Annotated in this window: 14 protein-coding genes and 1 pseudogene; 5 read left to right on the top strand and 10 right to left on the bottom strand. The window is 38.6% G+C overall.

What is annotated here, in order from left to right:
• Nucleotides 1-6 precede the first annotated feature (6 nt).
• From AsFPU1_RS05605 to AsFPU1_RS05625, 5 genes are all read right to left on the bottom strand, one after another.
• Nucleotides 7-237, bottom strand: coding sequence for a hypothetical protein (locus AsFPU1_RS05605; RefSeq protein WP_124976902.1), 231 nt, complete (start codon nucleotides 235-237; stop codon nucleotides 7-9).
• 2 nt (nucleotides 238-239) lie between these two features.
• Entirely contained in the window at nucleotides 240-779 is a 540-nt protein-coding gene (locus tag AsFPU1_RS05610) for a hypothetical protein (RefSeq protein WP_125061057.1), read from the bottom strand.
• A 106-nt stretch (nucleotides 780-885) separates the two neighbouring features.
• The gene (locus tag AsFPU1_RS05615; protein ID WP_124978502.1) at nucleotides 886-1716 is read right to left on the bottom strand and encodes a hypothetical protein; all 831 of its coding nucleotides are present in this window, start codon (nucleotides 1714-1716) and stop codon (nucleotides 886-888) included.
• The gene (locus tag AsFPU1_RS05620) at nucleotides 1700-4069 is read right to left on the bottom strand and encodes a hypothetical protein (protein WP_124978504.1); all 2370 of its coding nucleotides are present in this window, start codon (nucleotides 4067-4069) and stop codon (nucleotides 1700-1702) included. The genes AsFPU1_RS05615 and AsFPU1_RS05620 overlap by 17 nt, the downstream gene beginning before the upstream one ends.
• Before the next feature lie 2 nt (nucleotides 4070-4071).
• Entirely contained in the window at nucleotides 4072-4683 is a 612-nt protein-coding gene (locus AsFPU1_RS05625; protein ID WP_124978506.1) for a hypothetical protein, read from the bottom strand.
• Nucleotides 4684-5035: 352 nt separating this feature from the next.
• On the opposite strand from AsFPU1_RS05625, the gene AsFPU1_RS05630 reads away from it, so the two are divergent.
• A complete protein-coding gene (locus AsFPU1_RS05630; protein WP_124978508.1) occupies nucleotides 5036-5611 on the top strand; it encodes a tyrosine-type recombinase/integrase in 576 nt (191 codons plus the stop codon).
• Here the strand turns inward: AsFPU1_RS05630 and AsFPU1_RS05635 are convergent.
• From AsFPU1_RS05635 to AsFPU1_RS05650, 5 genes are all read right to left on the bottom strand, one after another.
• Nucleotides 5608-6405 carry a DUF6788 family protein gene (locus AsFPU1_RS05635; RefSeq protein ID WP_124978510.1) on the bottom strand — a complete coding sequence of 266 codons (798 nt, stop codon included), beginning with the start codon at nucleotides 6403-6405 and terminating at the stop codon, nucleotides 5608-5610. The genes AsFPU1_RS05630 and AsFPU1_RS05635 overlap by 4 nt on opposite strands.
• Nucleotides 6406-6408: 3 nt before the next feature.
• Nucleotides 6409-6852 carry a hypothetical protein gene (locus AsFPU1_RS05640; RefSeq protein WP_124978512.1) on the bottom strand — a complete coding sequence of 148 codons (444 nt, stop codon included), beginning with the start codon at nucleotides 6850-6852 and terminating at the stop codon, nucleotides 6409-6411.
• Between the two features lies 1 nt (nucleotide 6853).
• Entirely contained in the window at nucleotides 6854-7201 is a 348-nt protein-coding gene (locus AsFPU1_RS05645; protein ID WP_124977142.1) for a hypothetical protein, read from the bottom strand.
• A 95-nt stretch (nucleotides 7202-7296) separates the two neighbouring features.
• Entirely contained in the window at nucleotides 7297-7422 is a 126-nt protein-coding gene (locus AsFPU1_RS23290; protein ID WP_265415796.1) for a hypothetical protein, read from the bottom strand.
• Between the two features lie 204 nt (nucleotides 7423-7626).
• Nucleotides 7627-7998, bottom strand: a complete 372-nt coding sequence (locus AsFPU1_RS05650; RefSeq protein WP_227875709.1) for a helix-turn-helix domain-containing protein — start codon at nucleotides 7996-7998, stop codon at nucleotides 7627-7629.
• A 349-nt stretch (nucleotides 7999-8347) separates the two neighbouring features.
• Between AsFPU1_RS05650 and AsFPU1_RS05655 the strand changes: the two genes are divergently transcribed.
• The 4 genes and pseudogenes from AsFPU1_RS05655 to AsFPU1_RS05670 all read left to right on the top strand — a co-directional run.
• Complete coding sequence (locus tag AsFPU1_RS05655) at nucleotides 8348-9175, top strand: hypothetical protein (RefSeq protein ID WP_124977147.1); 828 nt, start codon at nucleotides 8348-8350, stop codon at nucleotides 9173-9175.
• Nucleotides 9176-9178: 3 nt separating this feature from the next.
• Nucleotides 9179-9775: a hypothetical protein gene (locus tag AsFPU1_RS05660; RefSeq protein ID WP_124978514.1), complete on the top strand. Its 597-nt coding sequence runs from the start codon at nucleotides 9179-9181 to the stop codon at nucleotides 9773-9775.
• 96 nt (nucleotides 9776-9871) lie between these two features.
• Nucleotides 9872-10099: a hypothetical protein gene (locus AsFPU1_RS22495; RefSeq protein ID WP_124974450.1), complete on the top strand. Its 228-nt coding sequence runs from the start codon at nucleotides 9872-9874 to the stop codon at nucleotides 10097-10099.
• A 394-nt stretch (nucleotides 10100-10493) separates the two neighbouring features.
• A pseudogene (locus AsFPU1_RS05670) lies at nucleotides 10494-10785 on the top strand (hypothetical protein); the annotation flags it as partial.

A 10785-nucleotide genomic window follows, 5' to 3' on the forward strand; every position in this document is an offset into this window, starting at 1 on the left:
ATCGTTTTAATCACAAATGCCTAAGAATTGAAGATTTTGAGCCACATAATCGAGGTAAGCGTTAGGGTCTTGACCTTGATCATTGAGACAATCCAAAACGCAGTCAAACTCGTCTCCGGTATAAAGGGCATAATCTAATAACTCAGTCGCTTGATGCAAATTTTCTAGTTCTTGATCTAGATTGCAATCTTCATCAATCGGAGGTGTCCATATTAAGAAAGGAGTCTCTCTGTTCATCGCTAGATTTTCTCCTTAATGCGACTTACACGGGTTCCGGCGGGGATTTTTCCTGCTGTTTTAAAGTTATTAACAATGGCGTTGTAGGCGGTCAGTTCTTCGTCTGTGCCATTTAATCGGCCAAAGGGAATACTACCTGAAGTACCGCCATAACTGAGGTAAGGTAATTTTGTGCGATCTGAAGTCTTTCTTACACCTTTAGAAGTTAAGCCAGTGGTGATTACGACCTTAGCAGGACGAGCGCGGCCACCTATTAAAATGATATCGTCGGCAGCAGGAAATGCACCTTCTCCTAACTTGGTACGTCCTGCAAGTTTTTCTTTATTCGTATTCCAGGTAGATTCTGTCCCTTTAACCTTGTGAAATACCTTTGCATTAAAATCTTGTCCAAACAAATGTACATATAATTCAACTTGAGGGGGTTTGGGAGTTCCAGAGCCTACCTTGTCGGGGCGTTCATCATATTTGTCGTAGTAAGCGATCAAATTCTTGAAAGCGATCTGATTTTTGGCCCCGCGTGCTAAATTTCGTAACGTACTCATAAAGTCCTCTGTGTGTGGTGTTTCACCCAGATTACAGCAAACTTTTAAGCAAATTTTCCCCTGGAAACCCTAGGATTTCTCCCTGCTTTGAAATTTATTCGCAACCTCAAGCGGTTTGATAAGCGTCGGGAAATTGATAGGTTAAATCCACTAAAGGTATGGGACGTTTAAGCCCATGTATAGTACAAATAGCTCCAGTAAAATAAACATCAGTAATGGGACGGCTTCGAGGTTTTTTCTTACTTTTGCCTAAAATTATTTGAGTACCAGGAATAGTGGGAAAAGCGGCGGTTTCATTAGGAGCAACATTTTTTCTGAGTAAGTCCCAATCGGGTTTATGATTTTGAATATCTAAAACTTGCTCTATTAAGTTTTTCGCATCAAGTTCAGCTCTGGCATACACTTTCAATTCATAGCCTTTTTCCTTATCTCTGTAAGAATAAATCTCCTTACCTTTACGCCATTTATAACGCGGTTTAGCAAAAAGACTTTTGATTTTAGTGGCCATTAATTTTAACTCTAATTCTGTAATTGTTTGAGAAGTTTCTTGAATTAATCTAAAACTAATTTGTCCTGTACAAGGTTCATATTCAGGCTCAACGTCATGAGCATTCTCAACAAATAATAAGGTAATTTGTGGCTTGTATTTAAAAGATTGATTGTAGTCTTCAATGGGAATGCCATAAATAGGAGTTGTAAAAGCTTGACCTCGACGAATATCATAATTAAAGAAAATCCACTTACAAATGCATTGTAAAGCCGAATCTTTATCATCAATTAATGAAGCTAAATATAAACTTTGTCGAGGTATTTTTAGGTCAAGATCTAAAGTATCAGGGTCAAGGTCACGAAACCATTGACGAACTTCTTTATTGTGGGTTTTCTTCCAAATATCTTGAAAGTGTTCCCAGGAATTAAAATCAGTTGGTAGTGACATCTTTTTCAGGTGCTTCTAATAAGTTTTCTCTAGCAATATTGGGGCCTAAACTATCAGTCCTAGCTTTATTTTCTTTCTCTAATTTTGTTTTCTCCTTATCTTTTAAATTATCTTGAATTGTTTTAAACTCAGTCTGGATTTGTTTAATATTGTCCTTAGTTTCGATTATTTCCTCGGTCACGCTTGTGAGGTCATTAACAATACTATCAGCTTGAGAAATACCATCAGTAATTTTTTGAATGGCTGCAAATTTACCTGATTTAATAGATAAGGTTTCATCCATCCATTGATAGGCATTTTCTATAATTACTCCACCACGTTTAAGCGCATTTCCTATTTTTCCCGTGTAGTTACCAACCGTTTCTAACCCTTCAGCTATACCAGCCATAGAGTTCGTAGTTAACTGATAAACATTAACGGCAGATGTATAAATAGCTGATAGTTTCTTCCAGTTATAAGAAAGTCCAGAATATAATTCAGTACCTAAAATTCCTTCAAGAAAACTACTAACAGAACTCCCAATAGTTGCCGTTAAATTAATAGGGTTATCATCTTCGTCTTTCAATCCGAAAGCTTGACCGGCTGAATCAATCAAATAACTAATGGAATCAAGTAATGAACGACTTAACATTCCTGCGTTGTGAAGAACTAGCATAAATTGAAGTACGCTAAGAACTCGATCTAATCTAATCGAACGACTAAACCGACCTAACCAACCGGATAAGCCACCTTGTACTTGAGGGCCTAATCTGTTAAGAACTTCCAACAATAAAGCATCTTGAGCCGCATTATTTAAGCCATTTAATCTTTCTAGAATTCGATTGTTTCCTGTTTGAATTGCTGGTAAAGCACAACAAGAACCGCCTGAATCTGGTACGGGTAAACCTTGGCGTTCCCGTTCGGTTTGGGGAGTAGTTTGAGGTTGTCCCGACGGGGTGACAGGCTTTAAGCTGTCGGTCGTTGAGGTATTAGGGGAAGTGACAGGCGGTGCTAAAGGAAATAAGGGGAAAGGCAAATTAGACGGCTTTTCTGGTTCAGCAAAAGGGGCTGGAGCAACTGGCGCGGGTAAGGCTTGAGGGCCGCTTGACCCGCTTGCACTACCACTAGAAATTTTAGGTGCGGGTGATAAAGTAGTCGAGCCACTAGGGGCCGGATAATTTCCAGGCGCGGGGTTAGGACTACCAGTTGGACTACCGAAAGGGCTACTGGTAGGACTACCAGACGGACTACTGCCCGAACTACTGCCCGGACTACTGCCCGAACTACTGCCCGGATTAGGGCTACCCGCCGGACTAGGGGCTTTATTGGGTTCTGGTGTCGGTTTAATGCTAGGAGGTGGCAACCAAGGTTTGGGGGGAGGTTCGGGTTCAGCAAATGGGGGCGGATAATTATTTGTTATATTCGTCGTATTATTGGTCGTATTATTGATAATTGTTGTCCTGGGTTCGGACGTACCTATTTGAGTGGGTTGGGGATTGCCTCCTTGTGCGCGATCTACTTGTTGGGAAGTTCCGTCTACTCTGAAAATTTCAATCCCTGCAGGAATACCACGCACGGGAGGATTTCTGTTTAACATTCCAAACGATAAACCCCTTGAAGAAATTTCCCCATTTTTCCCAACAGCATAAATATACAATTCAGCAGTAGGAGAATCATTTTTCACTCCTACTGCTGAGATGGGGCCGGTCACAAGTATTCCTTGGTTATACGCTGAATAGCCTCCTTCCCATTTCCCATTTACTAAAACTTCACAATCAATTCGTTGAAAATTCACGATGTACTGTTGATCAGGAACTTGACCCCCGTAAAAAGGAAGTATGTCAGGGGAAATTTGAACGCCACCTCTAGACTCAACCTTTGGACTTTTGTTTAATTTGACTTGGTTTCCTCCTCTCAATTTGCGATCAATCGCGTCGATTCCCTTAAAAACAATTGAGTCAGGATTTTCTGCTTCTTTGTAGATAATATTTCCTATCGCTAAACCAACTGCAAAACTTTCCACAATTGCAAAAACACGACCATTACCACCAACACCACGACCACGACCAATAGGACCACCACCACCGTTAAAGTTCCCTTTCGCACTTTTTCCCGCAAAATCTATCGCGGGCCCGCGATTAGGTGGGATATTGGTAAATGTGTTGGGTTTAACATTTACTCCATAAGGTGGCGTAGTACCACCGGCTGGAGGCAATTGTGGTTGACTGAATCCTTTTCCCAAATTTGGATTTAATGGAGAATGGTATGGGACAATTGAACCGTTTTTTGGCAGGGGTTTTGCATTGAATATCCCACGACCCGATGGATTATTCACATATTTTCCTGATGGAAATTGTTTAGGTACGGGGGTCATATTTAAACCAACAAATCACTAGGTAATGGCACATAATTAAAAGCCAATGCTTGTTCCCAAAGGGGCGTAGTTTGGCTTAAATGGGTTTGACTTAAGGGGATTGAATATCGAATTAAAGCAGTTTCAAATCCATCAAAAGCTTTTCCTAAACTAAGTTGTACTAAAGGGATTGAGCCAACATTTTCGTCCTCAACAATTTGACCAGTTGGATTAGTTCGACTAGCCGCATCAACGCACCACATGGCTAACTTTGCTTGAGTATTAACGCCGCTAGGAATTGAGCCACCCGTACCTGGGGTAAAAGTATTTACCGCACCTTGTGGGCTGTCTTCGTTAATTAAAATAGGAACGGCTTTTTCCCAAGTTTTGCCAGTTGTGCTAAGCCAGTCTGAATTAAGCTTAATTATTAGCTGCAAGGCACACCGCACACCATAATTAGGTGTTTCAAAGATCTGATAAGTCATTATTCTTTGAGTGGGAAAATTTTCGTATAAATTTCTTTGTTCTTTGGGTTGAATTTCCTTAATTTTGATAGCATTCCAAAGAATTAATTTAGTTAATTCGTTAATTGTTGAGGGTAAACCAGAGCCAGTCCCAACAGTGATAGTAGTCATGTTTAGTTAATCGAGTTAGTGAATAGTGATAAAAGCAAGGCACAAGTCAATAGAAAATTGATAAATGATTGATGAGAGTAGTAGTTATATCTCACCAGTGCCAGGAAATATTCAATCTGAAATAAAACAGGCTTAAGAATGTTCATATTTCTTACGTTAGTGGGCAAAAAATTAAACGACAACTACAGATAATAGACAATTTCAGTAGTTATACGAATGGTTTGTAATCCTTAGCTAGTCTAGGATTAAGTTAGGTTAAAAAGTTATCTGAAGGGGAATTACTACAGACTTTAACTAATAAACGCTTCAAGTCTGTAGTTATTTTTTTAAAAAAGAGATAGGAGAAATTATTATGGTTAAGTGTGGCGGTCAGGTAAAAGTTTTAGACACTAAACAATGGTCTAAGTTAGAAAAGAACTGTTTAAGTCAAGTACATCAGACAATGTGGGCGATTATGAGGTTTACTGGTTGTCGTTCCTGCGAGGTGCGCTTCCTTAAAGTTGAGAATGTTTACAGTGATCCGGTTAAGGGCATTGTTAGACCTGAGATATTTTTCCCGGCTTCAATCCGTAAAGGTAAAAAGCAATCTTTATCTGTTCCGGTTAATTCAACCCTGTTGAGTTACTTGGAACTCTATCAACCCCCAACGGACGGTTATTTATTCCCCTCACCTCGGAACCCAGAACAACCGATCAGCTATGAAGCGGTTTACAAGTATTTGAAAGTTACAGCTGAAAAAGCTGGCTTGAGTCACGAAAAAATCGGCACTCACTCAGGGCGGCGTTCCCTAATTACCAACTTAGCTAAGCAAGGGGTTCACCCGCGAGTGATTCAAACGATTAGCGGGCATCAGAGTTTGTCGAGCTTACAACGGTACATCGAAGTTAGTGACGCTCAAAAGGTTAACGCCCTTGAGAGCATCTGCTAAAGAAGCTGCTTGGTAATTTCTGGCTTAGCTTTTCCTAGATAAACACTTCTCAATATACCTTGTTCCCTAAACCTGATGTACCAATAATAATTTTTCCCGATCTTTTTTAAATCAAATGTACCCTTAAGTCCTTTAGAATTAGCTTTGTCAACAATTTTCTGAGATGGGGTTAGGGAACACTTTAATGCGCGATCGCTATCTGGTTGTTCCCTAATTTCCTGTTCCCTAAAAACATCTGTATGTATTTCCTGTTCCCTAAAAGTCTTTGTACTGTTTTGTTGTTCCCTAATTTCCTGTTCCCTAAAAACATCTGTATGTATTTCCTGTTCCCTAAAAGTCTTTGTACTGTTTTGTTGTTCCCTAATTTCGCAGTCGTTCCACGCTTCCTCATAAGCTTCAAAACAGGGGTAGTCATCAGGGTCGGGCGGTTCGTCTACAACTTCTTGGAAAATGGTTAATTGTCCGTTGGGTTCACTTTCAAAGGGGATATCACCAAAATGAGCGGGGTTCCATGATGTAGGTTTTGTGCTTTTTGGAGAAATGTTTTTAAGTTCTAAGTCCTCACAAATGTGTTCATATTGATAGGGTCTTTCAAAGTCATGAAGTTGACAATATGTCCCGTCTAAATGTTTACAATCCACACACCAATAAACAGGTTTACACAAGATTTTAGGGAACCATTCTTTAGTAGTTCCCATATCCAATAGATAGCTATTGTCATTTTCTTTGACAATCTCATAGTTTCCTTTACGGGTTACAGGTTTAACATACTTTCCGTTAACACTAAATCTCATAGCTTACCTTTGGGTTAGTATGTTAATAGTTTTAATTTCTTCGATTAAGTTAAATAATTTTTCATTATTGCTTTTTAGCATTCTGATCAGGAGAATATCATTATCCTCCGTCGGTACAAGCATCATCTCTAAGGAGTCAATCAAACCATTTCTCTCTAGATAAATATCGATTAGTTTAATGGTTAACTTATCCGACCTTAAGAAGATTTCCTCTAATTTACGTCCTTCTTCCGTTATTGCATCTATGTCAGGATGCTTGTTTATAGCAACTAAATCACTATTAATCAAAAGTCTTTTGTCGGACATTGGATGAATCCTACAAACATTAAATGAACCACAATGTCCACATATTAACCGGCCGTATAAAGGACTTTGGCGATCTCTTAATTCAATAATTCCTATGTTGTTAATTCTCTGACAATTTAAGCATTCGTAATGTTTAATCATTTTAAAATCCCTCTATGGTATCGTTTTCTTTTTCGATTTCTTCTCTAGTTTCTTGTTCTTTAATTAAATCTAAAATTTGTCTAGCGATAGAAATTCTTTCTTTATGGGTTAAACCGTAACATTGTAAACTCCAAAGATAAAACATTATTTGATTGTCAATGTCTCCATAAAAGCAGTGTGACATATTGTTTGCTATAGCTGATTTGGCAATAATTCGTACTTCTTTGTGGGTTAGAACTTTATGCCCATAACATAAGTCATCGTCTTCAAAAACATTATTATAAGCAATCGTCTCAATCAAACTACGAAAGCCTTTTTTTAGGCTATATCCATCCTTTTCTATGAGCATTTAATTAACTCCCTCTTGATTAATGTGTGTAGATTGTTCCCTAACCCGACTAGACGGGTTAGGTTATTTGGTACGTGGGCGATCGCGGTTTTAGATCAAGCTTGGGGGAAAGAAGGGCGCGATCGCGCACCAAACCCCGACCATTCCCCATAGGGCCAATGCTCCATTTTTCGACTGGTTGCAAATTTTTCGGTCGGGTCGGTAATGGCGGTGATGGTCATTTATGATGGCTTTGAAAAGGCGAAAAATTCTTCTATATAGATAGAAATTGTTTGACGCTCTATTCAACTGGGATTTTTCTGGGTTTGGCATAAAGCTCTAAGGGGGCGGTGATGGATCGAAGCGGATTGATGCCAATTGGCACAAAAAAATATAGTCATTAATTTTCTGCCAATTGGCACTGTTAATTAGTTTCTAAAAACTCCTTACCTTTTCAGGACAAATGTTTTTAGGGAACAAATCCGCGATCGCGATCGCTTAAAACAATTTAGGGAACACATGGAACAGTTAGCCCTAGTTATGGCCAAGGGGTTTGACGGTTTTAGACTTTCCGTCTTATCGTCTGGGATGCCTGACACATCAATACCCAAAGCAGTCATTACCTGTTTTGGTGATTTCTCTAGAAGAACGCACATTTTTGCGGTTATATCGGTTCCAGGCGTTTTTTGCCTGGCCACATAAAATTTAACCGTTGAGTAAGCCAAACCCAAGGCCTCAGCAAAAGACTTTTGAGTGTAACCGCGTTCTTCGATCAAGTCTTTCAATGGTTTATTAACCTCTCGTGTATCTTGTTTCATTATACCTCACGAGTCTACTTTAGTAGCTTGACAAGATTACTTAAAGCTACTAAAGTAGACGTAATAGACAACACAAACCCCTTCCCTTAAGGACTTCCTGGCTGGTTAAGTCATAGTTAGGGAACAGGTTATAGTTTAGTGTTGTAACGAATTGCTAATTAATTGGGAGGTGTTTAATTAAAAATTAGGCTATTGAGTGACACAAGCAAACTTTTTACCATTACAGTTTCCTATTGTCTTTAAGTCTAAGGGGAATTATTAATAGGCTTGAATTTCCCCTTATTTCTTCCCTCAAATTGTTCCCTAATTAGGGATTGTTCCCTAACTTACTCAACTTTAGGTCTTTATTATGGACGCTAATCCTCAAACTCTCTTAAAAGGGCTTTGCTCTCGTATTTTTCACAATGGACATGAAATAAGTTGTCAGGACTTTTTGCCCCGTGTCTACATGGATCAAGAGGTTTATGAGATTTTACCCAACTACTTACAACACATTCTAAATGTCATTACGGAGCAAGTAGATAACGGTAAATGGCTAGAATTAGATGAGGCCATAGAATTATTTCATCGCTCATCCTTTTCTTGGCTATATATGGGAGCAATCGCACAAGTTGTTAAAGAGTTGAAAATTTATCAAGGTAAATTTAAGACCTTTAAAGATTTTTGTGAAAAAGCCCTAGACCGTAGCAGAAGTTATATAGAACGGCTTATTAAAGCTTCTAAAATCGTAATAGAATTAGCACAGATGGGCTTTAGTAAATTACCAGTTAATGAGGCACAAGCACGGCCATTAACTAAGTATCAGGGGGATGAATTAGCGGATAGATGGAATGAGGTTATTCACACAATACCCTCTCATTTAATCACGGCTGAAATTGTTGAGGAGAGAATGGATGAAAAGAAAGAATATGCCTATCGAAGTATTAAGATACCTAGAAAAGTATGGGACGAATTTGAAGCTAAAGTCTTAGATAAAGGAGGTAATCCAAAAAAGGAACTAGAGAAGCTTTTGGGAGAATGGGAACCCGAAGAAGAAACACAAGATGAGGAGGTATTAGAGGATGAAATAATAGAACCTGTTACGGTTGAACAGGTTAACCGATGGCTAGACGACCTTGAGAATCTCTGCGCAAGCTATGACTTGCAACAATTACAACGCTTGTACAATACGGAGTAAATTATGCCTAAAATGGGTTTTTCGGGTTACTTTACCGCTTATACTAAGCTAAAGTCAGATTTTAAACCTTTACAAAAAATTTTCCCTGATGGAATTCCCGTACTTTTCATCCAAAAAATAGAGGGTAAATTATCCGATGAGATAACCTACTTTTGGGAGATACCAGAGGAAGTATTAACCGAAGAAGAAAAAGTAAAAACTTATGAATTTTTTGCGATTTTAAATGGTTTGTCAATTGAAAAATTGACATCCACACAGCTAACAATTCCTAACACATCTTTAAGAATGGTTCTTTCTCGATCCTTAGAGAAAATTGATATCGAATTGGAATACTTTAAACAATTAGTCTTTAAACAAGCAACGCTTAACAAAGACAATTTTAAGGTCTCTTTCAATTACACTCAATTACACTTAGTTAATGTGTCTTGTTGTCTAGCAATTGCTTCAAAGGCTTTTGAAGAATATCATCTGTGTTTAATAAAAGATGCTAGTGACTCATTTACAGAATTTTTGACCGAAAATTGTGAGGAGTTAAAAACTTTCTATGAGGAGATTAAAAAGGGTACTTTAACCAAGAATTTAACGAGACATAAGGAATAATAAATCCCTCACTGAATTAATTTTGCAAGTTACAGTGAGGGATACTCAAACGTCCTTTCGTTTAATTGTTTAAACCTATTTTGATGATAACACAAAATGACTGATATTAATCTATCCATACCTCAATTTGTTCTAATTCCTTACACAGTTAAAGAGAAGGAATGCTTCACTATGATTAACACCTTTGAGATAGCAGAAGTTAACGATGATGGGGAATTTATACGACTTAAATTAAGAAATGGTTCCCCTCGCATCTTTTCTGACAAAGAACGTCAAATTGTTATTGAACAATTGATGAAGTTTCACATCAATAACAATAAGTAATTACTAACTAAGTGATTGTTACAATTTGAAACAATTCACTAGGGACAAACTTACTGATAAAGTTGAGTGCGATCGCTCTCCCATCTGATGAGACTGGTTAGCTACCAGTTGAAATGTTCCCTAACTTTTGGGACATCATGGGAAGCTTCCAAACCTTCCCGTCTTTCTGTTTAGGACTGTTTTAGGGCTGTAAGGAGGAAACAGGCTTCGGCTTTTACATCTTCGTCGGCCTCGGACAGTTTTAACGGAATGCTCAAATCAGTTAGCTTGAGTCATGCTTGAGCTAAAACGGCTGTAACAGGGAAATAGGCTCACTTTTTGTTCGGGCTTTTGGGTGATTCATCGGCTTTTGGTTTGGGGTGTTTGGAAAATTCACTATCACCTGATTAAAACTATGAGAGTCGTTGGTATGGACATCGGCAACGGAACGGCAGTCTGTTGTCTACTTGACGTGCTGCCGAACGAACCTAGACAATTTTATATAGATCGAAGTCTTTATCATCATTTTGAGGCTAATTCCTCCGATGTTAAAGCGTTACTCGCACTCAAGCCAGATATCGCGGTCTTAGAACCTACAGGAGTTAATTACTCTAAAATATGGTCAACGGTTTTGATTGATCACGGCATTGAGGTTAGACTTATAGGACATAATGCCCTAGCGACTCATCGAGATCATCTGGGTTTAC

This window comes from Aphanothece sacrum FPU1 (genome assembly GCF_003864295.1).
GTDB lineage: Bacteria > Cyanobacteriota > Cyanobacteriia > Cyanobacteriales > Microcystaceae > Aphanothece_B > Aphanothece_B sacrum.

What these genes read in the sequence shown, in the direction of transcription:
- AsFPU1_RS05625 (WP_124978506.1), bottom strand. Translation starts at nt 4,683, where the DNA reads ATGACTACTATCACTGTTGGGACTGGCTCTGGTTTACCCTCAACAATT.
- AsFPU1_RS05635 (WP_124978510.1), bottom strand. Translation starts at nt 6,405, where the DNA reads ATGAGATTTAGTGTTAACGGAAAGTATGTTAAACCTGTAACCCGTAAA.
- AsFPU1_RS05615 (WP_124978502.1), bottom strand. Translation starts at nt 1,716, where the DNA reads ATGTCACTACCAACTGATTTTAATTCCTGGGAACACTTTCAAGATATT.
- AsFPU1_RS05645 (WP_124977142.1), bottom strand. Translation starts at nt 7,201, where the DNA reads ATGCTCATAGAAAAGGATGGATATAGCCTAAAAAAAGGCTTTCGTAGT.
- AsFPU1_RS05610 (WP_125061057.1), bottom strand. Translation starts at nt 779, where the DNA reads ATGAGTACGTTACGAAATTTAGCACGCGGGGCCAAAAATCAGATCGCT.
- AsFPU1_RS05630 (WP_124978508.1), top strand. Translation starts at nt 5,036, where the DNA reads ATGGTTAAGTGTGGCGGTCAGGTAAAAGTTTTAGACACTAAACAATGG.
- AsFPU1_RS05650 (WP_227875709.1), bottom strand. Translation starts at nt 7,998, where the DNA reads ATGAAACAAGATACACGAGAGGTTAATAAACCATTGAAAGACTTGATC.
- AsFPU1_RS05660 (WP_124978514.1), top strand. Translation starts at nt 9,179, where the DNA reads ATGCCTAAAATGGGTTTTTCGGGTTACTTTACCGCTTATACTAAGCTA.
- AsFPU1_RS05640 (WP_124978512.1), bottom strand. Translation starts at nt 6,852, where the DNA reads ATGATTAAACATTACGAATGCTTAAATTGTCAGAGAATTAACAACATA.
- AsFPU1_RS22495 (WP_124974450.1), top strand. Translation starts at nt 9,872, where the DNA reads ATGACTGATATTAATCTATCCATACCTCAATTTGTTCTAATTCCTTAC.
- AsFPU1_RS05655 (WP_124977147.1), top strand. Translation starts at nt 8,348, where the DNA reads ATGGACGCTAATCCTCAAACTCTCTTAAAAGGGCTTTGCTCTCGTATT.
- AsFPU1_RS05620 (WP_124978504.1), bottom strand. Translation starts at nt 4,069, where the DNA reads ATGACCCCCGTACCTAAACAATTTCCATCAGGAAAATATGTGAATAAT.
- AsFPU1_RS23290 (WP_265415796.1), bottom strand. Translation starts at nt 7,422, where the DNA reads ATGACCATCACCGCCATTACCGACCCGACCGAAAAATTTGCAACCAGT.
- AsFPU1_RS05605 (WP_124976902.1), bottom strand. Translation starts at nt 237, where the DNA reads ATGAACAGAGAGACTCCTTTCTTAATATGGACACCTCCGATTGATGAA.